Here is a 23,516-nt window from a genome sequence, read left to right as displayed (position 1 = left end):
GATTTTTTACGTATTACATATTCCGTGAATAGTTTACCAGATCCTGTGCCATCATATTGATCTCATCCATCGAGGCGTTTACCTGCTGTGTTAGGGCCGCCTGATTCTGCGTCAGTGTAGACATGTTTCCAATATGATCCAGAATCTGATCAATGAACGTTTTCATTGCCTGCATGCTATCTTCGATATTGACGGTAGCCTGCGAGCTATGGTCTGCCAACTTCCGCACCTCTCCGGCAACAACACCAAAACCAAGGCCAAGTTCGCCAGCTCTGGCTGCTTCGATCGCTGCATTTAGACCCAGCAGATTGGTTTGGCTGGCAATTTCCCGAATAAACGCTGTAATGTTTTTGGTATCATCCGCACTGCTCTTCACCTGGATGGCTGCATCCGCCGATAACTCTTGCGCAGTAACCAGTTCCTGAGCCTGATCTGTAATCGAGTTGATTCCACGCACCATCTCACCGATGGATTCGGATAAAAGTTTCGTTTTTTGATTCATCGCTTCAACGATCTGTTCCTTATTCTTCTCATGTGTCACATCACGGATGGTTCCCGCTACACGGAGTGGTACTCCGTTACTATCCCGCACCGTCTCACCGCCTGCATGATACCAGCGATACTCCCCATTTTTACGCTGAAGACGGTAATCCAGATCATACGGTGTTCGTCCACTGTAATCATTCATGTGTTTGGCAAATTCATTGATGGTCCGGTCATGGTCCTCCGGGTGAAGACGGCTGCTCCAACTGCTAAATACATTTGGAAAGTCCTTCTCATCTGTAAACCCAAGTTCCCGGCGGAACTGCGGAGACCACCAGAATTCATTATTCGGATTAACCACATCTCCGGCAACAACGGTCATATCCCACGGCGCTTCCACCAATGCACGATTACCAGATCATAACGGGTAACGAGTGCTTCCAGTTCATCGGATTTGCTCTTCTCGTCATGGATATCAAACATGATTCCCAAGAGTTTAATCGGAACCCCATTATCATTTCTGATAACTTGTCCAAGACAACGAAACCAGCGTACTTCCCCACTTTTCGTTATCATTCGACTTGTTACGTTGTATGCGGCCTTTTCAGATTCATTAACGTTTTTCGTAATCTCCTGCATCAGCTGTGTTCTGTCATCAGGATAGATTGATTTGGCCCAGCTAGCAAAAACATCGGGGTAATCCTTCGTATTACTGAATCCCAACATCTGGCGAAATTCTTTGGAAAAAGCAATGATATTATTGCCATCCAGAGGATCTCCTGCAACAATTTCGGATTCCCATAGTCCGAAGTTCAATGCCTGATTCAACATATTGAGGCGCATTTCAGCTGCTTCATTTTGCTGCTTCAGAATATGTACGGCTTTATTAATGTTATGTGCAATTTCACCAACTTCCTGCAAATCATCGGTCGATTCAAGTGGACTGGTATATATCCCTTGCTCTGCGTCTTCAACCAGTTTACGACTGTATTCCAATAATTGTTGAAGCGAGCCTGTAGGGGCTGGCTTCATCTTTGGGGTGCTTTTACGAAACATCTCCATTTCTCCTCTAAAGTCATTTCTATATATTTCGACATAATCAGACATTAATTGTAGAGGACTCTCATTTATTTATGAAACGAACACAAATAAGCGCCGGATCAGCGCTTGTTCATGTGGTTATGATGTTATATTTATTTTCTCTTGATTCAAAAATTAGATGCTTTACCAGCCGAAATTCAGCGTTTTTCCTGTCTCCGCCCAAGTCTTGATACTGCTCAATATCATCCACCAGCTGCTCTGTGCGTTCGCGATAGATGGATGGTTGTCCGTAAATTGATCATTAATCAATGTCAACTTCGTACATTCCCCCACCGTTTCCAGCTTGAATACCACTCGAGACTGAAGCTCGCTGTGATTGGCATGATAGGAAGGTCCAGGATGTTCAAGGTAACTTAACATAGATAAAGGTTCGAATTCTAGGATATCACCGTATACATGGACCGTCTCTGCACCGTCATTCCCAGGCCCTACATAGGCGAAAGGCTGACCCGGTTGAAAATTGGAACGAAGTTCGCTGCCAAAAAAGCTGCTGCGGGTTCCATCCGGAGAAATCAGGGCATTCCACACATCTTCTCGTTCCGCATTAATATAGAACTCATATTTTAAATCCATGAACTCACTCCCTTTAGGTGTTGTATTGAAGGTATAGCTGACATTTGTTTGCAACACTATCCTATCGTTATACCCCAAACCCCGTATTGTAAAAACGCGACAAGCGGAAGCATTCAACAAAAATAATATTGTGAGAAAGTATTTTTCGTATTATGATTAACAGGACTTTAGATGTATTATTTAACCATTAATGAGTAAATAGTCTTATTTTTAAGGAGGATTTTCATTGATTTATCCCAAAAAATTTGGTATCGCTGCTGCTGCAACGATTGCACTCACATTAAGCAGTTCAAGTGCTTTTGCAGAGTCCAGTACCACCTCATTCAAAGACCTGAGCAAGGCATCCTCATGGGCTCAATCCTTTATTCAAGAAGCACAAGAAAAAGGATTGCTTAGCGGAGATCAGCAGGGTATGTTTTATCCACTTCAGGAAGTGTCACGACAAGAAATTGCAATGGCCATCACTAAATTAATGCAACTACCTGTACAGGAAATTAGCTCCACAACGTTCTCTGATGTTCCAAATGAAACATGGAGTGCACAAGCTATTGATGCAGTACATAATCATGGATGGATGCTGGGAGACAACAATGGTTACTTCCGTCCAAAGGACTCTGTGACAAGGGAAGAATTAGCAACTATTTTAACCCGTATTACTCAAAATAAAGATATAGATTCTAAAGAAGAAGAGCGCCAGCTAAGTAATCTAAAAGACGAAAAAAACATCTCTACATGGGCTAAACAATCAGTTAATTCTGTTGTATCTTCCGGCTTAATGACAGGTAGTAATGGTAACTTCTATCCTAAACAGTATGTGCTTCGTCAAGAATTAGCAGCTATTTTAATTCGACTGGATTCACAAAACAGTGTGAGTAATCTTCAGTTCATACAGAAAATTAATGATGAAAATGTGATTATTGGAGATAAGACCTATCAAGTAGCAGATAATTTGAAGGCATTATTCACATCCAAGAATGAACCTGTTCTACAAAACGCAGGCATTCAATTTAAAGCTCAAAATGGCGTTATTACACAAGTACTTGAATTGAAGCTTGTAACTCCAGGTAAGGCTGCAGTCTCAGGAAAACCTGAATTTTCAGGAAACCTTGTACTCGACGGGGGTAAAATCTCTGTTGAAAAAGACCTGACTGTTGCTGCAGATTATATAACAATTAAGAATATCTCTATAAAAGGGAACTTGGAAATATCATCTGAAGTGAATAACGATTTCTACGCGGAACAAGTATCTGTATTAGGGACTACATATGTAAATGGTGGAGACGATAACACCGTTGTCTTTGACCAATCGAATCTTCAAAATATGAGAATTGCCAAAGAAGATGTCCGTGTTGAGTCTTTAAACAAGACAGTAGTTAAAGAAGTACAGATCGAATCCAAGCTCTCAGGGTTATGGGGAGATAACTCCATAACCTATGAAACTGTGAGTATAGGTCAAGGAGTACAGAACGCTTCTTTATATGCACATATTCGTAATCTTGAAGTTAACGCCGGTGATAAAGAAATAACAATATCCGGGACAGGTCATATTGATTCTATGACCATCCAGGGTTCCGGAGCGATCAACGTTCAAAACGCCAAAGTGATTGGTACGGTCACCGTTAACGAACGTTCAGCAAAAGTATCTCTTCCGGCGAATGTAATTGTCCAAAAAATTGTACTTCCAGAAGGTGTCTCACCAGAACAAGCGATTTTGAATTACGATAAAGTTAAATCACAAATTGCAACAATTAACGGGACACCGAATCCAAGCTATACACCACCGGTCACCGGGGGAGGAGGTTCCTCTAATAGTGGAGCAAATGGAGGCAGTTCAGGGGGGACAAGCCCGTCTAACCCTGGAACAAATCCAACAACGCCTACAAACCCAATACCTTCAACAGGATATCCTTTTATTGAAGGAACTAGTTATCAGAACCGAATGGAAACATCCGCTGATGGCCTAGTCACCGTAAACCAAACGGGGACGATCTATTATATGGCCGTTCGGTTAGATGATAATGTACGCCCTACTGCAGAGCAAATAAAGAATGGAACACTTACTGAAGATGTACCATTTGCAAACGGCGTTGTACAAGCAACAGCTAACCAATTAACAACCTTTAAAATTGAAGGCTTAGAGCAATCAAAAGCATATGGTATTTGGGCCGTTTTCAAAAATAGCGATACAGGTGAAGAAACTAAACCTAGCTATATCATGTCGGTAAGCAATTACTTGCCTAATAGTGAGGATATCTTGCCATTTAAAAAGAAAAACCTTGAACAAATTAGGATTCAGTTCACTGGTGTGCTTACACCACCCATTACTAGTGTGACCGATCCATCTGCTATTGTAGAAGGCGGGCATCTCAGAAACTATGGTTATGGTTTTATTGAAATTAATTCGATAGAGTGGGATTTAACTATTCCGGATATGCCTATCCTTAATTTAAACTTTGATCCAGTCACACTGGGAGATGGAACTTCCTACAGACTAGACTGGACCTATGTAAAAAATGCTCTGTCTATTAAATTTACAAGCTCTAACGGTACACCTACTGCTCATGGGTTTGGTGGGTTTGGGACTTATACAGGTCCGGAAGTCGTGAATCTTATTACCAAACAGCTCGCTATCGAAATAGGAAGCATTGTTGATCCAACCCAGGCTGAAGAGGTTATGCACCTTCTTGAAGCATACCCTTCTCCGTTAAAACAAGAATTAGGCCTGATTGAGTTTAATGCTCAGTATTATCAGAAGGCTCTCGCAGAACAAGCCGGGAAGTACACAACCTACAGCGATGTTAAAGAAATTGTAGAAGCCGTTAATCAACAATATCCTGCACCAAGCACCAATGAAGCCACTGCTATTCGTTCCCTGAATAGTGCGCAAAGTGCTTCCTTAATGGAGTCATATATCAAGCGTTATGCATCAGCATTAAATATTGATGTAACTGCATTCAATAATTTGAACGCAGCTTCTAGAATTGAGATTGGCCAAATCATTTTAGAATACAGAGAACAATTGCCACAAGGGGAGTTTACTAGCATTGCTCAAATTCGCAGCTATTATGATCTAGCATACGAAGTTGTATCCTCTGCTCCAACTACACTGAATTTTTCAGATACTGACACAAGAGTAGGACTTATTGGAGGAGACGTAGTTTGGACACCTGGTGTAAATGAGGACAAAGTGAGTTCTTATGAAATTATCTGGGGAAGTCAAGGTAGAGAGATTGCTTCCATTAATCGAGTGGATAAGGATGGATCCAACCGATATACGATTGCTGAAGGAACATCGATTCCTGAAGGGGCCACCCAACTGTTAGTCCGTGCCTTACTTCAAGATGGTACAGAAACTGCCCCAATTTATATCACATTAAAAGATACATTACCAGCTGCGCCTGAACAACCATCCATCGATAATGATGACGCAAAAAATATATTAATTGGAGCAGATTCAACTATGGAGTTCTCTGTGGATGGAGGAACAAACTGGCATAAATATGATGAAGAGAATCCTCCCATCTTCCCAGGTCGCGTTTTTGTACAGGTACGCGTTCAGGCTGATCCAGTAAATCAAGTGCCTGCGGGTAAAGCAAAGACTGTCTCTTTTGTAGATAATGTTGTGATGTATGCCGGCATAAATGATGTAAGTAATACTTTTGATACAAATTACATTTCATCAGCCATGGAATACTCATCAGATAATGGAGAGACGTGGACAACATATGATGAAAACAACCCTCCTCAGTTTCCAGGGGATCTGACCATTCTGCTTCGTGAAAAAGGAGGACAATACCTCCCAGCAGCCCCAGCCAAAAGTTTCACTTTTAAATCTAAAGTGAACATTTTTAAAGGAGGGAATACCCTTTCTGCTTCAACGTCAGCTATTGAGTATTCAAAGAATGGTGAAGAATGGATCAAATTCGTTCCACAACAAGTAGTTACATTTCAACCTGGAGATAGCGTAGACGTTCGGGAAGCTGCATATGGTTCATTCCCTGCAGGAGCTATTGAAACAATCACCTTCGATTAAATATGTAGGAGTAAAGAACTTGTTCCTTTTAAGCCGCTATTAGTTTTAGCGGCTTTTTGTTTTTTAAAAGGTGAATCTTCATGATCACTACAGCGAAACTGGAAGCATAACAGTATATGGCGAGTCCTAATGGGCAGGCTAGTCGAAAAATATGTAAGAAAAGGTGTAAGGAAACAGAGGTGATTTAATGTTCAACCCGAAAATCTTCTTCTATTAGTTGTGTCAGTAAGCGAAGACAACGAAAACATTCCGTTTTTTTATAGTGCAATGCTAGGAGATCAGATATACTCAAATGGAATGAAATAACAGGAAATAGACACAGGTAGGAAACGAATAGATCGCGCTCGAAAGGAACCGAGATATGAACCAGACAACAGATATTATGGGTATCCCTTTTCCCAACATAACGATGGACCAGACGGTTGCGATCCTTGGTGATGTAGTCCATCAGAGACAATCCGAACTGTTCCATGTCATCACTGGCAATCCGGAAATCGTCATGTCCTGCCAGAAGGATCAGGCGCTTCGTTCGGTCCTGGATCAGGCAGGGCTTATTACCGCTGACGGCGCAGGCATTGTTATGGTATCCCGCTTACGGGGTGGACAATTGACCGAACGGGTAACAGGTTGTGATCTCCTTTTTCATTTGTTGGAGGAAGGAAACCGGAAGCAATGGTCCTTTTATATGCTGGGGGCAGAAGAAAGTGTCAGTAAGCGTGCTGTCGAGGTTATTGCACAAAACTATCCGGGAGTCGTTGTTTGTGGCAGACAACATGGATTTTTCACAATGGATGAGGAGCATAGAATTGTAGAAGAGATTCACGAAGCGCGACCCGATTTTCTTATCGTGGCCCTTGGTGCGCCAAACGCCGAACACTGGATCAACAAATACCGCCATCAATTAAACGCTCGTATAGCCATTGGAGTCGGGGGAAGCCTTGATATTCTGGCCGGCAAAACCAAACGAGCACCTGCGATATGGCAGAAGCTTAACTTGGAATGGCTCTACCGACTGCTCAGCCAACCTTCCAGATGGCGCAGACAACTCATTTTACCACGTTTCGCTGTTCGGGCGCTGCTGTTCAGGGAGCAAAGGTAATTAACAAAGGGGACTGGTTATGGAATGATCAGAGAAGAAACCAAGACCAAACTCAGGCCAAACAAAATACATATTATCGGCTCAGTCGGCAGCGGCAAGTCTACACTGGCCCGCCATTTATCCGCGAGGCTAGATCTTCCTTATTATGAGCTCGACAACATGGTGTGGCACCGTGTACCTCAAGGACAGGATGTTCGTAATAGCCCGGAGATGCGGGACACCCTTCTGCAAAAAGCTGTGCAATCCAATCAGTGGATTATTGAAGGAGTTCACTATCAATGGGTGGCAAGAAGTTTCGAACAGGCCGATCTTATCGTCTATTTGAATACACCCGTGTGGAAAAGAAATGTGCGCATTCTCAAACGTTTTACAGTACAGAAGCTCGGACTGGAGCAAGGAAATTACAGACAGACTTTCAGCATGCTTGGGCGAATGTACAAATGGAGCTATCAGCATGATCGCAAGGAAAAAGCGCTAATCATGACGTTTTTGCGGCCTCACCAACATAAATTGTGTATGGTTCGCGACGAAGCAGAATTGACGAGGTACCTGGAGGAATCGACATCATGAAACGCGCAGATTATAATACGAGGCCCCGTATGGGAGTTCTGAATCTGGATGAGGACGACAAAAGATATCGACTGACACGCTACGCCCCTTCCGAAGCACTGAGTCCTTTGGTCAAACATTTCTGGATTGTCTCTTGGGACCTCAACGGGACTGATCCCTACCCTCAGCATGTGGTTCCAAATCCATGTGTCAATCTGGTAGTAGAGCGGGGAAACACCTTTTTCTTCGGTCCATCTGGACAGAAATTCTCCTATCTCGTCCAGGGGAAAGGAAGCGTATTTGGGGTGAAGTTTAAGCCCGGGGGATTCTATCCGTTCATTCGCACTCCCGTTACCACATTGTCTGGCAATCCTTTGGATGTCTCCGGTGTGCTTGATGTGGATGCTCCACTACTCGAAGAACGGCTGCTCGGAGACGGAAGTGACTTGGACAAAGTCAGCTATATGGATCAGCTTCTATGTAAACACCTCCCTCCTTACGATGAGCAGGCCATTCTGGTCAGCCAAATTGTGCTGCAGATTGAGCAGCAACGGGAAATGCTGCGAGTGGATGACTTATCCGCCTCTTGGAATATGCACACAAGAAAGCTCCAGCGCCTGTTCAATCAGTATGTAGGTATCAGCCCCAAAATGGTGATCAAGCTCTACAGGTTGCAAAATGCTGCCGAACTGATGGAACTGGGCATGAATTGCAATCTGGTTAAGCTGTCCCAGGATCTTGGATATCATGATCAGTCACACTTTATCAAAGATTTCAAATCCATCATCGGCAGCACACCTGAAGATTACGTTAAAAAAAGCCTGTCCTGATGGTTCAGGACAGGCGGATAACTTCGATGGCATCACCGGTACGGATTACGCCTTCACGCTCAACTGAACAGACGATTCCGCGTTTCTTGCGGGCGGCTGGCACGAACTTTTTACGTAAACCATCCTGTTCGTACACCGTAAGACCGTAACGCCGATCACCCGGAATTCCAGCAGCTCAATATCGATATAAGGTACTGCTCGTGTAACAAATGTGAATGGATGATCCGCCAGCAGGACGAATGGAATAGTTCCAACATTAAGCGGGAATCATCCCGCGACACTCTCCACCTTTCTCCGCTTCGGCAACAACGGCCCCAAAATTAACGCGCCCGCCAGAAAGAGTACACCACTTACTGTAAATACCGTTAACAATGAAAAGTGATGCATCATGTAACCTGCAATAGACATGGCAATGACCGTCATGCCCATAAACACCGGAGTAACAGCGCCTCCTACACGTCCAATAAATGCACCCTTCGTATTGGTCATAATCATCATCTGAATTCCTACATGGATCCATGGATAGAAGAATCCAGTAATCAGTTGAGTCACCATGGTAATCACGACATTCTCAGACCAGCCCATGATCACCGTCCCAAGCGCGCTGACAAACAGTCCAAGGGCGAGCATGACCTGTGGCTGAAGTTTTTTGGCAGCACTCATGATGAACGCTCCCCCTACCAACATGGCCACCCCATTAACCATGAGCAACCATTGCAGAAAAGTTTTGTCCTGCCCCAAATTATCTATAGCAACAAATAGCATTAATGGCTGGATCAGTCCCGAAGCTAGACCAGTTACAGCGAAGGTCATAACCAACGTCCGTAATGCTATATTGCCATATACATAACGGAAACCTTCAGCCAGTTCACTGCGAAAAGAAGTCCTCTGGCAAGATACGGATTCAACGCCATCCTTGGGTAACCGGGAAAGAACCCACCCGGAGAGCAGAAACATCCCCGCCGTGATAGCCAATGACACCTCAATTCCATAATTCTGATAGATAATGGTACCAATCATCGGTCCAACGACCATAAATACGGCAACCATCGTCTGGAACATAGCCATAACCCCCTGTAGCTCCTCGCCCGGTACATGCTGCTTGAACAGCTTCATCGCCGAGGGCTGAGAGAATTGGGAAAATACAGCCGATATCAGCGTCCCCAGCAACACGGAATACCACGGACCATAGATTAACGTGATCAGCACAACTACCGCTGACAATGAAGACAACACATCACACCAAACCATCGTCCGTTTGGGTCTCCAACGATCCGCAAAGGTTCCTCCGATAATCCCAAATATAAAGATGGGTGCATACTCCACTACTGAAATCAACGATACTGCCTGCGGGTCATTGCTCGTCATATCTGTAACAAACAGCAGTATAGCAAAATTACGTATCCATATTCCCAGCTGCAACAGAATACGCGAAACAACAATCGTCCGCACATAACGATTACGAAACAATTAAAACTCCTCCTCTAATTCACCCAAACAAATAAAATTTGTTTGTTTATTTATAGACAATATATAATAATGTTTATATTTAGGCAACAAAAATAATTAAATGACGTTATACTCTTTTTATCAACTACACAATTAATTTGCGCAAAATTAATTTTGCACTTTCAGTTCACTTCGCAAACCTATATACTGAATTAGATCAGTAAATAAATGACATATAGGAAAGCAAGGTGTTTCTTTTGATCAGTATCATTTTTGTAGCTCTTGTAGCCATCGAGCATATCTACATCATGGTGATGGAGATGTTTTTGTGGACTCGCCCACGCACGATGAAAACGTTCAACCTTACTCCTGAATTTGCGCAGTCAACCAAATCTTTGGCAGCCAACCAAGGTCTGTACAACGGATTTTTGGCCGCAGGTTTAATCTGGGGGCTTATTTATCCGGATACCTCTGTTGGACAGCACATCCAGATTTTCTTCCTGGCATGCGTCATCATCGCGGCCCTCTATGGAGGTGTAACCGCTACACGTTCGATCCTCATCAAACAAGGTCTGCCTGCGGTTATTGCGTTGCTTCTGGTTCTTTTCCTCTGATCGTTCTGCCGGTCCATACCATGCTGGATCATTACATGCGTCAGTGTGGTATGGTAAGGTTATAAAGGCAGTAGGTTATGCCTTGATCATTATGATTGGTCTGGAAAGGAGTACGTTTCATGGGACTGTTTGACAAGCTTCGGCGTCGCAAGAAGGAACAACCGCCTGCAGGAGGAACAGTAAATATTGCTCCCTATAGCGAAACCATCGTTGGGTTTGTCCTGCTGGAGCGCGACGATTGTAATTTCGATCACTTCATCAGCAATATGAAAAACGAGTGGGATATTGAAATTGATGAACGTCCGGAGGAGGGCAACCTTTTTTTCGAAGTGGATGGAATGCAAGTGGTATGTGCACATATCAATGCACCTGTTCCTGATCGCGAAGTAGAAGAGAATGCCAAATTGAATGTGCTATGGCGGGATGCCGAGCAAGTCACCTCCAGGCATCAATCCCAGATTATTGTCTCTGTATTGAACGCAACCGACGCCATCCAGGCACATATTTTGTTCACCCAAACAGCCAGCGCCTTGTTGCAGCTTGATCATGCGCTGGCTATATATATGGCACCACTCGTGGTAGAAGCAAGAAAGTATGTAGACATCAGTCGTGGACTCAAGGATCAGGAGTTACCTGTATCGCTCTGGATTTTTATCGGATTATTTCAGGGTCCTGAGGGCGCTTCGGCCTATACTTACGGATTGCGAAATTTTGGTAAAGATGAAATGGAAATCAATCATTCTGCAGAGCCGTTAAGTGAAGTATTTGAGATGATGTACATGACTACGACATATGTGATTGAAAATGATGTAACACTGCATGACGGGGAGACGCTCGGCTTCTCAGCAGAACAAAAGCTGCCTATCACCCGTTCGGAAGGAATAGCTACGGAAGGCAGCAGCCTGAAGATTGGATTCTAGCCCGCTACCAAAAGCTGCTGGTACAGCGGGGCATAAAACATGCGAGTGTAGAAGTAGCGGTGCGATTGCCAAAATGCAGCTGAACGGATTCCAAGGAATCACAGTATCAGACTGAGTTCCATTGGGAAAACGTATGATGAAGTTTATAAGGCAGCCTCATTCACACTTTAGTTCAGGATCATCCTGTGTGCGATAGAATCATGAGTTTATCGCACACACCATCGTTACGGATGTATCACACATGCCTTGTTCAACAAATCCGAAACGCTGATATAGCCGAATGGCTTCGTTATCCGGGTCAACACTGAGCGATACGGCATTAATACCCCTCTTTTGAGCTTCTTCCAACGCAGCCTGAATAAGGCGAGTTCCAATTCCTTTTCCACGCGCTGTCTCGACCACTGCCATGCCCATCTCGGGCGTAGCCGCATTGACATATCCGTATCCCGCATTTTGATCATTATAGAACCGCAATGTCACTGATCCCATACGCCTCCCCTGGGAATCTACAGCGATAAATCCAAAATCCCCTTCTCTTCCCCAGTCTTCAACGTACTTGGACATGCCGGGACTATGTATGATCTCAGGTTCAAAAGGTTCCTCGCCCTCCCGGTTGAACAGGGATGCATACAACATCTCCCACAGAAAAGGGATATCCTGTTCTTCAATCGGACGCAATTGGTACTCTGTCATTCCTTCCCCTCCTTCAAATTGGTAAACAGCCGTTCCATTTCATTTAAATTAAACTCATTGGTTATTTCATAATGTTCATGCTGGTCTCTCGTTTTGTATCCGCTATAGATGGAGACCGCATGTTCGTTATAGAACGTAATGCCAAACCCTTCTGTAAATCGATCTTCTTTCTTAAGCAAGAGTTCCCATTCATAGTAATAGGGAGCCCACTCAGAAGGATCTATCTCCTGTACTCTCCTAAGTTCAAGATCCTTCGCCAGTTTCAACATATCTTTAATCTCTTGAGGATCTGTAATGGTTACTTCATCTTCATTGTATGGGCCGTTGATCGCTATTTTTCTAATCACCAGACGATCCAGTGTATCCAGCATGCCCATATGATCCATGACCTCAGCCCGAAAGGTGGTGTGTTGCCTGGAAATATACATGGGTATGGCAATAGCTGCAATGACGATTACAATGAGTGTACCAAGAATGATTTTAGTTCTTTTTTTCATTTAAATCTCCTCTCGTTATCAGGTTAATTAGGAAATTAATGATTTTAACCAAGTATACCATCTTATCCAAAAATTGTTCTAGATCAATAAAAAATAATGTTAATAATCTGGCACTACGTGTCGAGATTCCCTGGGAATCCCCTTCGTTTCAAGCTCTGCCTCTTGCTTGCTAACTGACGAAGTGGAACGCACCAACGAGCGAGCTTGGCATGCGAATACAGATATGTGAAATGGGTAGCATCCAAGGTTTAATTCAAACAAGCCGTGTTCCTCCGTAGAGGCACGCGGCTTGTTTGAATAGACTAAAATAACAACAGCAATGGGTGTCCCCCGTCATGTTCATGACTTACGGAACAACCTCTTGTTTTATAAGCTACATCGTTGTAGATATTTAAATGCTTGTTCTGAGGTGACTTTTCCAACTTTTCCGGGATCGTTTGAGGATATCCGATTACGGAACTGCTGTTTTTTAATATTGATTCGATACATTCCCCGTCGAATCTCTAACGACCAGCTCAGGCTTCAGAACAACTCTCTGCGGTGGTTTGCTTTCATCTTTTAACTCATCAATTAATAAATCAACGGCACGACGCCCCAGATCCTCAATTGGTTGGGCGACCGTCGTCAGAGGTGGACTGGTTACCGAAGCCAGAATTGTATTATCAAATCCGATGATCGATACATCTTCAGGCACACGCAGGCCGAGCTCTTTGGCAGCCTGGAGCGCACCAATCGCCTGCATGTCGTTACAGCAGAAAAGGCCTGTGGCTCGATTCTGTTCCGTGAGAAACACGAGGGCCTCTTTTTTGGCTGAATCCAGATCGGCAGATGACTCTCTCACCTGATCAGCTCCAAGAGAAAGACCTGCCCTCTCCAATGCTTCGCGGAATCCGCGAACGCGCTCCTTACTGCTGCTGACTTTGGATGGCTCCGACAGCACGGCTACACGAGTATGACCCAATTCAAGCAGATGCTCTGCTGCCAAGGAGCCGCCAAGCCTGTCATCAATCGCAACGGTATGCACAGACAATGACGGCATATGACGGGCGATCAGTGCAACAGGTATCGACTGCTGCAGAAGTGGAGAGAGAATCTCGGCATTATCGATACCTGTACCGATCATCATGCCATCGACCCTTTTTTGCTGAAGCAGGTTCAGATACCGCTCTACCCGCTCGTCCTTGTTATCCGTGCTGCAAATGACGACGCTGTAGCCCAACTGCCGACTACGATCCTCAACTGCTCTGGCCAGCTCAGCAAAGTATGGATTGGAAATATCGGGCACGAGCAGTCCGAGCGTATACGTCTGTTTACCTGTAAGTGCAGCTGCGATCGCACTCGGCTGATAGTGAAGACGCTCCATGATCTCCATAATCTCGGCGCGCCGCTTCTCACTAATTTTCCCTTTGCCGTTAATGACCTGTGAGACGGTTGCAATCGATACCCCCGCCTCGCGGGCTATATCATATATGGTTGCTTTCATTGTTATTTCCCCATTTGTGCTATATATAAATTCCCTTATATATAGGTAATCGTTTTCTTCTCATTATGCAGGGGGAATTCCGCATACGCAACTTGAAGCCGAGGCAAATGGTGAACCAGGCCTGGATAGCTTACTGGATAACGGATAATGGAATCGGATAACCCAGCTCGCTTGTTGGATACAACCTAAGTGTATGCCATGTATCAATACTACTTTTTATTCATCAGCCAATCATGATCCGGGTCGTTGTGGAACTTCCATGTCCGGGTTGGCCCTGCCATCACATTCAGATAATAAACCTCGTATCCCGGAGGGGCGCCTACCGGATGGTATCCGAACGGGACAAGCACGACTTCACCATTGTTCACTGCAAGCGTCTCATCCACAGATCGATCATCCGTGTAGATTCGTTGAATCGCAAACCCCTGCTCTGGTTGAACTCGGAAATAATACGTTTCCTCCAGCAAGGATTCGTCAGGCAAGGCGTCCCGGTCATGTTTATGAGGAGGATAGCTCGACCAATGCCCATCTGGCGTGAACACCTCAACGACGAGCAGACTGTCAGCTTCTTTTTGTTCCGGTAAAATGTTGTGAATCTGTCGTTCCAGGTTACCGTAACCACGCGTCTCAACGCCCACGTCTTCCGGGGTAATCAGACGAGCTGGGTACGTGCCTTTTCCCGGTGCCGAACATATGGCAATCTCCAATGCAGTAAGAGCCGTGCACTCCACCTGATCTGAACTTGATACATAAACCGAATATGGAGGGATTTTCTCGAAGATGCTCATTCTTTTTCCAATATTCTCCCATTTTTGTTCACGAGTACTTACATTAGCCAAACCGCTCAGAAGCACAATACAGAGTTCCCGGTCCCCGCTCTCACGAGTTAACCTCTGTCCTTCCGCAAGTTGTATGACCTGATACCCAACATAATCCCAGCCCGCAGACTCCGGTGTTACGGTTAAAACCGTGCCATCTCCATCAGGGCTCACCGCTGGTTTCACGATACGTTCTGACATGTTGCTACCCACTCCTTTCTGTAACCACTCATACCAAGTCGGTATTCAATTAAAGAGAAGAACCTCATATGCAAGAAAATCATGTCTATATCAAATTACCTGACAATTACGGAGCAACCTTCTGCGATCCCATCGATATTCCCTGGATTTCCCGCAGCTTCACAGGTCTGCCTTGTTCCATGGACATGCGTGCGGCAAGCGCAATACGCTCTGCCTGAACCGCATCATTTCCGTTCACAATGACAGGTGTATCGTTCCGGATCGCGTCGATGAAAAGAGCTGTCTCCTGCACATACGCTTCGTTGTATCGTTCCAGGAAAAAGTGTAGCGGCTTGTCGCGCATCAGCCCGGCTGATGTACTGACTTCTGCCGTATTTGGATGATCATTTGCAGCTGCAGCGCTGCCCAACGAGCCAAATACCTCGACACGTTGATCGTACCCATATACCGCCTGGCGGCTGTTATCAATAACGCCGATTGCTCCATTTTCAAAACTCATGGTCACAATGGCCGTATCCACATCGCCGTGTTCCGCAAATACAGGATGAATCAGCACATTGCCCTGTGCATAGACTTCCTCCACCTCACTCCCGGATAAATACCGGGCCATATCGAAATCGTGGATCATCATATCCATGAAGATCCCGCCAGACACCCGAATATACTCCGCCGGCGGCGGGCTCGGGTCACGAGAAGTGATTTTGATAATGTGAGGATCACCAATCGTTCCATCCTGAACATGTGCACGTACCCGTTTGAAGTTGTGATCGAAGCGGCGGTTAAATCCAATTTGCAGCTTCACCCCCGCCTTCTCCACGGCTGCAACGGCTGCCTCCGTCTGAAGAAGGTCCATACTGACCGGTTTCTCGCAAAAAATGTGTTTGCCTGCCTGGGCTGCCTGTTCAATCAGTGGTACATGCGTATCTGTTGAAGAACAGATCAGCACTGCATCCACATTTGGCATAGCAATCAACTGGGTGCTGTCTGTCGTTACCACCGGAATGCCACGACTGGAAGCCCATTCCTCCAGCTCGGGCCCTGCAAATAAATCACTGATGCCAACAATCTCGGCATGCGGGTTGCGCAGAAGATTGTCCGCATGAATTTTGCCAATACGTCCAGCGCCGATGATGCCAATTCTCACTTTATCCTTGCCCATTCCGTTATCCTCCCTATTGCGTCCATATGGGCTGGGCGTTCCCCTTAGCCCCCAATGATGCCCTGGTTGTTACCAGCGGGCAGTGACCATCTTTTTGCGAGTATAGAATTCAACACCGTCCGTGCCATTAGCATGCAGATCACCGTAGAAGGATTTCTTCCAGCCGGAAAAAGGGAAGAACGCCATTGGCGCTGGTACGCCCAGGTTAATGCCCAACATGCCCGCATCAATCGTTTCACGGAATTGGCGCATGCTTGCTCCACTGCGGGTGAACAGGCATGCCCCATTGGCAAAGTCGGAACGGTTCGCCAACTCCACAGCTTCCTCCAGCGTAGCAACTCTAGCAATGGAGAGCACTGGAGCAAAAATCTCGTCTTGCCAGATTTTCATGCTGCTCTGTACCTCATCGAATACCGTTGGCCCAACGAAATAACCGGACTTTCCTGTCGCTTCATCCTTACGTCCATCCCGGATCAAGGTAGCGCCTTCCTTTTCTCCGGATTCAATGTAGCTGAGTGTGCGTTCTTTATGCGGACCACGGATGACAGGACCGAGGAATACCCCTTCATCCATGCCATTACCAATGGTAATGCGATCCGCTGCTTCCACCAGTTTTTGTACCAATGTATCAGCCACATCGCCCACAGCGACGACAACCGAGCAGGCCATACAGCGTTCTCCGGCTGAGCCGAAGGCCGCACTGGTAATTTCCTTCACCGTCAGGTCGAGATCAGCGTCTGGCATAACGATCGAGTGGTTTTTGGCACCTGCAAGCGCCTGTACCCTTTTGCCATGCGCGGATGCAGTGGTGTAGACGTATTCGGCGACAGGCTGGGAGCCGACAAAAGAGATCGCTTGAACATCCTTGTGTTCAAGCAGCCCGTTCACGACGTCATGTGCACCGTGAACGATGTTCAGCACGCCGTCCGGGAGCCCCGCTTCCTTGAACAGCTCGGCCAGTCGGCCTGCCAGCAGTGGCGTACGCTCGGACGGCTTCAGGACAAAGGTGTTGCCGCACGCAATCGCCAGCGGGAACATCCAGCACGGTACCATCATCGGGAAGTTGAAGGGGGTGATCCCCCCAATCACACCGATCGGGTACCGGTACATGCCCGACTCCAGTCCTGTGGCGATGTCGGGCAGCTGTTTGCCCATCATGAGGTTCGGGGCGCCTGCCGCGAACTCGACACATTCAATGCCGCGTAAAACCTCGCCGTAGGCTTCGGCATAGCTCTTGCCGTTCTCCAGCGTAACCAGCCGAGCCAGCTCTTCCCAATGTTCTACCAGCAGCTGCTGGTAACGGAACAAAATGCGCGCGCGTCGGGGAACCGGTGTACCGCTCCAGGACGGGAACGCCTCCCGTGCCGTCTGGACGGCCAAATCCACGTCCGCCTGTTCAGACAGCGGTACGTATGCAATGACCTCTTCTGTAGCCGGATTCACAACCGGCTCTGTACGGGTTGCCGCCGGGGTCACCCAGGCACCCCCGATCCAGTTTTGAACCATTGTCGCTGTTGCTGACGCTTTCGATATCCCTTTTCCCATAGCCCTGTCTCCCCTCGCTCATATGTGTGTTACTCTAAACTACTCCAAGTAATCCAATTATATTTTACGTTTTCTAAGTGATTTAATTATTTCAATACGCTTCAAGACGCCGTAATTTCGCCGCGATTGCAGCGTTCAATATAGTCATTCACCTGTTCCACTGTCGGCATCGCATCCGAGCAGCTATGGCTGGAAATAACGATACTTGCGGCCCCACTGCCAAACGCCATGCTGCGTTCAATCGTCCACCCTTGCATCAACCCGTATAGAAATCCCGCCGCGTAAGAATCACCCGCCCCAAACGTCTTCACAACACGCGCAGGGTAGCTGTCCGCTTGATGAGATAACCCTTCACCTGTATAGGCTATGGAGCCTTCCTTGCCATGTTTAATGACAACAATTTGAGCTGAGAAATCGAACCATTTTTGCGCGGTCACCTGATCGCTATGGTCTGGATTGTGGTCAAACGTCTCCATCATGTCGAACTCTTCACGTGTGCCCAGGATGATATCGCACTTCTCAGCTGCGAGGTTATAATAGACAGCTGTTTCTTCGTCAGATGCCCATGTGTAGGGACGATAGTCCAGATCAAATACAATGATTGTGCCATGCTTTTTCGCATACGTCAGGGCCTGGAATACCGCTTCTCGCGATGGACTCTGGGCAAGGGCTGTGCCTGAGATCAACAGCACTTTGGAATCGGCAATTAACTGCTCCTCTACCTCTCGGGCCTGCAATAATAGATCAGCCACATTATCCCGGTACATTAGGATGCTGCAGTCGGTTGGGCTTTTGATCTCGGTAAAAGCAAGCCCTGTCACTGCTCCGGTATCGTCCGTTACCACATTTGACGTATCGATCCCGTTCCGCTCCAGATAGCTGTTAATGAATCTGCCCATCTGGTCATTCGCGATTTTGCCGATAAAAGCAGTCTCCATGCCGAGCCTGGACATGCCGATCGTGATATTGGCCGGAGAACCGCCTACATATTTTGTAAACGTCATCGTCTCTTCCATCGGGCGATTGATCTCATTGGCATTCAAGTCGATGCACAGACGGCCGATTGCGGTGAAATCCATCTTCCTGGAATCAGGAAAGGATACGTAGGTCATAGCATTTGAACCCCTTTCTGTGATGGGATATCGCATGTTCATATGGATATTTTATTTAGAGCTGCGAATTTTAACATTCAGGTTTCGTCTCAGTTATGTTGTTAGATCATGAAATGTGAAATGGAAAATCATGTGGTATCAGCAAGTCATAAATAAATAAATAAATGATAGAACATTAATTCATTCTTATAATAAATAAATCATTCACTCACTCGTCCACTAAATCATTCACGCAAACTTGGATCAGAATTTCTCGTCGTAAAGTATATTCCTCTACGGACTGCCATGCCTTTATCCACTCTATGGGTTCAAGGACTCCATATATTGCAAGGATCGCCGCGCATACTCATACGGATTGTGAATCGCCGGGTCCTGCTCCCCTTCAAGCATTGCCCAGCCATCATACCCCCGGGTAATTAGTTCCTGCAGAATCGGTGCAAAATCAATACAGCCATCTCCAGGGACCGTGAATACCCCTCTACGAATGCAGCCAACAAAATCGGACTGTTCAGCTCGCGCTTCGTCCAGAACTTGTGGACGGATATCCTTGAGGTGGATATAGGCAATCCGGTCATAATGTTTTCGCAAGAGCGTTAGCGGGTCGGCTCCACCGTAGTAGGCATGGCCTGTGTCATAGAGCAAATAAACAAGCGATGGGTCAGTCAGCTCCATCAGTTTATCGATTTCCTCCGGCTGCTCGACTACCGTGCCACCGTGATGATGATATGTCAGCTTCAACCCGTGTTCACGGGCAATCGCTCCTGCTTCGTTCAATCCATCAGCAAGAATTTCCCATTCGGATTTGTTGAGTCTCAGCACTTCTTTTTCATGCGGTGTCCGCCTTGGATCAAAATGCAGGGACCCCCCTACTTCTGCGGTGCTAATCACCGTACTGCCCATCGATTGCAGAAATTCAGCATGTCTTCGGTAGCTGTCCAGCTCAGACTGTCGATACGCCGGGTCGGAGAACAATACTGATTTCCACTGGGAAACGAGGCGTATGTTCCGCTTGCCTAGTTCCTCCCGTAATAAGTCTGAATTGGTGGGATATTTACGTCCCATCTCCGTACCGGTTAGTCCGAGGCGTTGAATATCATCGAGAATCTGTTCACATGTTGTTGCATCACCATGCTCCTTTACATCCTCTCCGACCCAGTTGATCGGATGAATCCCGAGCTGAAATGGCAGCTTGTTCATGGCTCCACGTCTCCTTTTGTGGTTCAACATTTCGCATCATTCAGTGCAGTGTGCTGAGTTTAGTACTTTGCATTTTGGATCATTCGTCTTAACTCTCTTCTGGTACAAGGACGTTTACAGGAAGAAGCAACATAATCCATACAACCTAGACGAATAGAAATATTCCGATCTATATCTTGCTTACTGAAAAACGCCTTGAATTTATACAAAATGGGCAATTAAACGAGCTTGGCTTTTCCTCGATTTATCTGCATTGCGTGATGAGCAGTTACCACCTTTTCCTCGGTGGATACTTCTGGTACGCCCACGTTCCACCACGACTCATATCCGCCTGCATTGGTTCCAGGCACAACCGGAATTTCGATCAGTGTAGTCACAGTCTCATTCCGTGCATCCCTGATCGCTTGTTCCAACTGTTCTGTCGTCTCTGCCTTGTAGGCTTTGGCTCCCAGGCTGCGGGCATGTGCCGCAAAATCCATAGGCATGTAATCCCCGGTAAGTCTTCCACTCTCCGATTCCCGATAGCGAAACTCATTGCCGAACCCGTCACTTCCGTGCTCCCGCTGCAGATTGTGAATGCATTGAAATCCATTGTTGTTGAATAGCAAAATGGTCATTTTCTTCTGTTCCTGCAAGCTCGTCACCAGTTCAGAATGCAGCATTAGGTAACTGCCATCACCAACCATGGCATAGACTTCACGATCCGGCTCAGCGAGAGCCGCCCCGAATGCCCCGCTCACCTCATAGCCCATACAGGAAAAGCCGTACTCCATGTGGTATGTTTTCGGTGCAGCCGCACGCCACAGACGGTGTAAATCTCCAGGCAAACTTCCTGCTGCGCACACAATGACGGAAGAAGGGTCAATGGTCCGGTTCACTATACCGACCGCGGTGGTCTGTGCCAGCCCCGACTCATGTTGTAGCCCATAGAGCCGATCCACTTCGGTGTTCCATTCATCCCGCAGTTCGGCGATCTCGGATGTTCCGTAACCGCTGCGATATTGCCGTTCCTGTAAAGCGATTTGCAAAGCTTGCAAACCTTCCCTTGCATCCGCCAGAATCGCCTCACCACCCAGTTTGGCGGCATCCATGCCGTTCAAGTTTATATTGATGAAAGTCGCTTCAGGATGTTGAAAAGCAGACCGGGACGCCGTCGTAAAATCCGAAAACCGGGTTCCGACGCCGATCACTACATCCGCTTCCCTGGCGAGCCTATTGGCAGCCAGGGAGCCGGTAACGCCGATGGCCCCCACATTAAGTGGGTGGCTCCACGGCAAAGCACTCTTGCCAGCCTGCGTCTCGGCAACCGGAATGCCAAATGCCTCGGCGAATTCAGCCAGCTGCATAGATGCCTCGGCATACAACACACCGCCGCCTGCAATGATCAGCGGCTTTCTGCCCCGGGCAATCTGCTGCGTTGCCCGTTCAATAGCCGCCTGAACCGGGGGGCGACGGTCCAGGTAATGCACCTTACGGGCGAAGAACGATTCAGGGTAATCGTACGCCTCTGCCTGCACATCCTGCGGCAGCGCCAGCGTTACTGCGCCTGTCTCTGCCGGGTCCGTCAGCACACGCATTGCCTGCGTGGCAGCGATCATCAGCTGTTCGGGACGCACGATACGATCCCAGTATTTGCTGACCGCCTTAAACGGATCAGTGGCTGAAATGGTATAGTCCCCGCTGACCTCCAGTTGTTGCAAAACGGGATCTGGCTCACGCGTGGCAAAGTTATCACCTGGAAGCAATAAAACAGGAATACGATTGACCGTTGCTGTTGCCGCTGCGGTAATCATGTTCAGTGCACCGGGACCAATGGATGTGGTACATGCATATATCTGTCTGCGGTTCTTCTGCTTGGCATAGGCCGCTGCTGTATGAACCATGCCCTGTTCATTTTTGCCTTGCATATACGTCAGACTTCCCGGGCTGCGCTCCAGTGCCTCTCCAATACCAGTTACGTTGCCGTGTCCAAAAATGCCGATGACACCCTTCACAAACTTGGTTTCCACCCCATCAACCGAAATATATTGCTGATCAAGGTATCGGAGCAGTGCCTGAGCCATCGTCAGTCTAATTGTTGTCATGGATTGAACATCTCCCTTTCCTTTACGGGTAAAGCGCTTAATCTAGCTAAGTTTAAGCGCTTTACCCCTAAAGGTTAAGCGCTTAATTGATATAGTATTACAGGCGGAAGGATTAGGCAAGATATTTTTGTAAGCGTTTTAAAATTAAAAAAATCAGACCTGGCATATCCACATCGTACTTTATAATACTCACTGCTGTTCCAGCGATGTTTCGATTACGTTTTAAACATTGAAGGTGAATATCCGGAGACTCGTAAAAATGTCAAAGAACGCAAAAAAGAGATGGCAGCAACCATCTCTTTTTTGCGTTTCTATAAAGCGGGTGATGGGAATCGAACCCACGCTATTAGCTTGGAAGGCTAAAGTTCTACCATTGAACTACACCCGCATATAAAGATCGGGATGACACGATTTGAACATGCGACCCCCTGGTCCCAAACCAGGTGCTCTACCAAGCTGAGCTACATCCCGTTATCTATACCGGCGAGAGGACTCGAACCTCCACGGTTTCCCACTCGATTTTGAGTCGAGCGCGTCTGCCATTCCGCCACGCCGGCATATGAAGTTATAATGGCGCGCCCTGAGAGATTCGAACTCCCGGCCTTTTGATTCGTAGTCAAACGCTCTATCCAGCTGAGCTAAGGGCGCAAAATATTGGAGCGGACGACGGGAATCGAACCCGCGACCCTCGCCTTGGCAAGGCGATGCTCTACCGCTGAGCCACGTCCGCTTATAAAGGATGCGCGTGGAGGGACTTGAACCCCCACGTCAAAGACGCTAGATCCTAAGTCTAGTGCGTCTGCCAATTCCGCCACACGCGCATATAATGGTGAGTCATGAAGGGCTCGAACCTTCGACACCCTGATTAAAAGTCAGGTGCTCTACCAACTGAGCTAATGACTCATATAACTGGTGGAGGATGATGGATTCGAACCACCGAACCCGTACGGGAGCAGATTTACAGTCTGATGCGTTTGGCCGCTTCGCTAATCCTCCAGGATTACATGGTGCCGGCGAGAGGACTTGAACCCCCAACCTACTGATTACAAGTCAGTTGCTCTACCAGTTGAGCTACA

The 23,516-nt window shown here is 46.8% G+C and carries 18 protein-coding genes, 8 tRNA genes and 1 pseudogene; 6 read left to right on the top strand and 21 right to left on the bottom strand.

Annotated elements, in window-relative coordinates; all coding sequences use genetic code 11:
- Positions 1-13: 13 nt before the first annotated feature.
- Together ACFTRD_RS32365 and ACFTRD_RS32360 are read right to left on the bottom strand one after the other, a co-directional pair.
- Positions 14-1,539: pseudogene (locus tag ACFTRD_RS32365) on the bottom strand (methyl-accepting chemotaxis protein).
- 168 nt (positions 1,540-1,707) lie between these two features.
- Positions 1,708-2,157, bottom strand: a complete 450-nt coding sequence (locus ACFTRD_RS32360) for an SRPBCC family protein (RefSeq protein WP_379387094.1) — start codon at positions 2,155-2,157, stop codon at positions 1,708-1,710.
- Between the two features lie 226 nt (positions 2,158-2,383).
- Here ACFTRD_RS32360 and ACFTRD_RS32355 point away from each other — a divergent pair, with 226 nt between their 5' ends.
- From ACFTRD_RS32355 to ACFTRD_RS32340, 4 genes are all read left to right on the top strand, one after another.
- A complete protein-coding gene (locus ACFTRD_RS32355) occupies positions 2,384-6,190 on the top strand; it encodes a DUF4073 domain-containing protein (RefSeq protein ID WP_379387092.1) in 3,807 nt (1,268 codons plus the stop codon).
- Positions 6,191-6,551: 361 nt separating this feature from the next.
- Positions 6,552-7,289 (top strand): WecB/TagA/CpsF family glycosyltransferase, encoded by a 738-nt coding sequence (locus ACFTRD_RS32350; protein ID WP_379387090.1) that lies wholly within the window; start codon positions 6,552-6,554, stop codon positions 7,287-7,289.
- A 24-nt stretch (positions 7,290-7,313) separates the two neighbouring features.
- Positions 7,314-7,859 (top strand): AAA family ATPase, encoded by a 546-nt coding sequence (locus ACFTRD_RS32345; protein ID WP_192272567.1) that lies wholly within the window; start codon positions 7,314-7,316, stop codon positions 7,857-7,859.
- Positions 7,856-8,668 (top strand): DUF6597 domain-containing transcriptional factor, encoded by an 813-nt coding sequence (locus tag ACFTRD_RS32340; RefSeq protein WP_379387088.1) that lies wholly within the window; start codon positions 7,856-7,858, stop codon positions 8,666-8,668. The genes ACFTRD_RS32345 and ACFTRD_RS32340 overlap by 4 nt, the downstream gene beginning before the upstream one ends.
- Positions 8,669-8,672: 4 nt before the next feature.
- On the opposite strand, the gene ACFTRD_RS32335 is transcribed toward ACFTRD_RS32340, so the two are convergent.
- Positions 8,673-8,771: a hypothetical protein gene (locus ACFTRD_RS32335; protein WP_379387086.1), complete on the bottom strand. Its 99-nt coding sequence runs from the start codon at positions 8,769-8,771 to the stop codon at positions 8,673-8,675.
- Between the two features lie 164 nt (positions 8,772-8,935).
- Complete coding sequence (locus ACFTRD_RS32330) at positions 8,936-10,138, bottom strand: MFS transporter (RefSeq protein ID WP_379387084.1); 1,203 nt, start codon at positions 10,136-10,138, stop codon at positions 8,936-8,938.
- Positions 10,139-10,374: 236 nt separating this feature from the next.
- On the opposite strand from ACFTRD_RS32330, the gene ACFTRD_RS32325 reads away from it, so the two are divergent.
- Complete coding sequence (locus tag ACFTRD_RS32325) at positions 10,375-10,731, top strand: DUF1304 domain-containing protein (protein ID WP_192272562.1); 357 nt, start codon at positions 10,375-10,377, stop codon at positions 10,729-10,731.
- 119 nt (positions 10,732-10,850) lie between these two features.
- Positions 10,851-11,651: a DUF4261 domain-containing protein gene (locus tag ACFTRD_RS32320; RefSeq protein WP_379387081.1), complete on the top strand. Its 801-nt coding sequence runs from the start codon at positions 10,851-10,853 to the stop codon at positions 11,649-11,651.
- 198 nt (positions 11,652-11,849) lie between these two features.
- Here ACFTRD_RS32320 and ACFTRD_RS32315 read toward each other — a convergent pair whose 3' ends face one another.
- From ACFTRD_RS32315 to ACFTRD_RS32235, 17 genes are all read right to left on the bottom strand, one after another.
- Entirely contained in the window at positions 11,850-12,344 is a 495-nt protein-coding gene (locus ACFTRD_RS32315; protein WP_379387079.1) for a GNAT family N-acetyltransferase, read from the bottom strand.
- The gene (locus ACFTRD_RS32310) at positions 12,341-12,841 is read right to left on the bottom strand and encodes a hypothetical protein (RefSeq protein WP_379387077.1); all 501 of its coding nucleotides are present in this window, start codon (positions 12,839-12,841) and stop codon (positions 12,341-12,343) included. Before ACFTRD_RS32310 ends, ACFTRD_RS32315 begins: the two co-directional genes overlap by 4 nt.
- A 469-nt stretch (positions 12,842-13,310) precedes the next feature.
- Positions 13,311-14,324 (bottom strand): LacI family DNA-binding transcriptional regulator, encoded by a 1,014-nt coding sequence (locus ACFTRD_RS32305; RefSeq protein ID WP_379387075.1) that lies wholly within the window; start codon positions 14,322-14,324, stop codon positions 13,311-13,313.
- A gap of 209 nt (positions 14,325-14,533) precedes the next feature.
- A complete protein-coding gene (iolB, locus tag ACFTRD_RS32300; protein WP_379387073.1) occupies positions 14,534-15,343 on the bottom strand; it encodes a 5-deoxy-glucuronate isomerase in 810 nt (269 codons plus the stop codon).
- A 106-nt stretch (positions 15,344-15,449) separates the two neighbouring features.
- Complete coding sequence (gene iolG, locus ACFTRD_RS32295) at positions 15,450-16,502, bottom strand: inositol 2-dehydrogenase (RefSeq protein WP_379387071.1); 1,053 nt, start codon at positions 16,500-16,502, stop codon at positions 15,450-15,452.
- A gap of 69 nt (positions 16,503-16,571) precedes the next feature.
- Positions 16,572-18,047 (bottom strand): CoA-acylating methylmalonate-semialdehyde dehydrogenase, encoded by a 1,476-nt coding sequence (locus tag ACFTRD_RS32290; RefSeq protein ID WP_379387069.1) that lies wholly within the window; start codon positions 18,045-18,047, stop codon positions 16,572-16,574.
- A gap of 101 nt (positions 18,048-18,148) precedes the next feature.
- Positions 18,149-19,159: a 5-dehydro-2-deoxygluconokinase gene (gene iolC, locus ACFTRD_RS32285; RefSeq protein ID WP_192272548.1), complete on the bottom strand. Its 1,011-nt coding sequence runs from the start codon at positions 19,157-19,159 to the stop codon at positions 18,149-18,151.
- Between the two features lie 300 nt (positions 19,160-19,459).
- The gene (gene iolE / locus ACFTRD_RS32280; RefSeq protein ID WP_379387066.1) at positions 19,460-20,356 is read right to left on the bottom strand and encodes a myo-inosose-2 dehydratase; all 897 of its coding nucleotides are present in this window, start codon (positions 20,354-20,356) and stop codon (positions 19,460-19,462) included.
- Between the two features lie 218 nt (positions 20,357-20,574).
- On the bottom strand, positions 20,575-22,440 hold the full coding sequence (iolD, locus tag ACFTRD_RS32275; RefSeq protein ID WP_379387064.1) for a 3D-(3,5/4)-trihydroxycyclohexane-1,2-dione acylhydrolase (decyclizing): 1,866 nt from the start codon (positions 22,438-22,440) through the stop codon (positions 20,575-20,577).
- Between the two features lie 317 nt (positions 22,441-22,757).
- Positions 22,758-22,828, bottom strand: a tRNA-Gly gene (locus ACFTRD_RS32270).
- A gap of 9 nt (positions 22,829-22,837) precedes the next feature.
- Positions 22,838-22,911, bottom strand: a tRNA-Pro gene (locus ACFTRD_RS32265).
- A gap of 7 nt (positions 22,912-22,918) precedes the next feature.
- A tRNA-Leu gene (locus ACFTRD_RS32260) sits at positions 22,919-22,997 on the bottom strand.
- A gap of 14 nt (positions 22,998-23,011) precedes the next feature.
- A tRNA-Arg gene (locus tag ACFTRD_RS32255) sits at positions 23,012-23,088 on the bottom strand.
- A gap of 7 nt (positions 23,089-23,095) precedes the next feature.
- A tRNA-Gly gene (locus tag ACFTRD_RS32250) sits at positions 23,096-23,170 on the bottom strand.
- 10 nt (positions 23,171-23,180) lie between these two features.
- Positions 23,181-23,261, bottom strand: a tRNA-Leu gene (locus ACFTRD_RS32245).
- A 6-nt stretch (positions 23,262-23,267) separates the two neighbouring features.
- Positions 23,268-23,343, bottom strand: a tRNA-Lys gene (locus ACFTRD_RS32240).
- Between the two features lie 7 nt (positions 23,344-23,350).
- Positions 23,351-23,436 (bottom strand) — tRNA-Tyr (locus ACFTRD_RS32235).
- Between the last annotated feature and the right edge of the window lie 80 nt (positions 23,437-23,516).

It is taken from the genome of Paenibacillus sp. NPDC056933, from assembly GCF_042674385.1.
Classification (GTDB): Bacteria; Bacillota; Bacilli; order Paenibacillales; family Paenibacillaceae; genus Paenibacillus.
The sequence above is the reverse complement of the archived record's forward strand: the minus strand, read 5'-3'. Positions and strand labels throughout refer to the sequence as shown.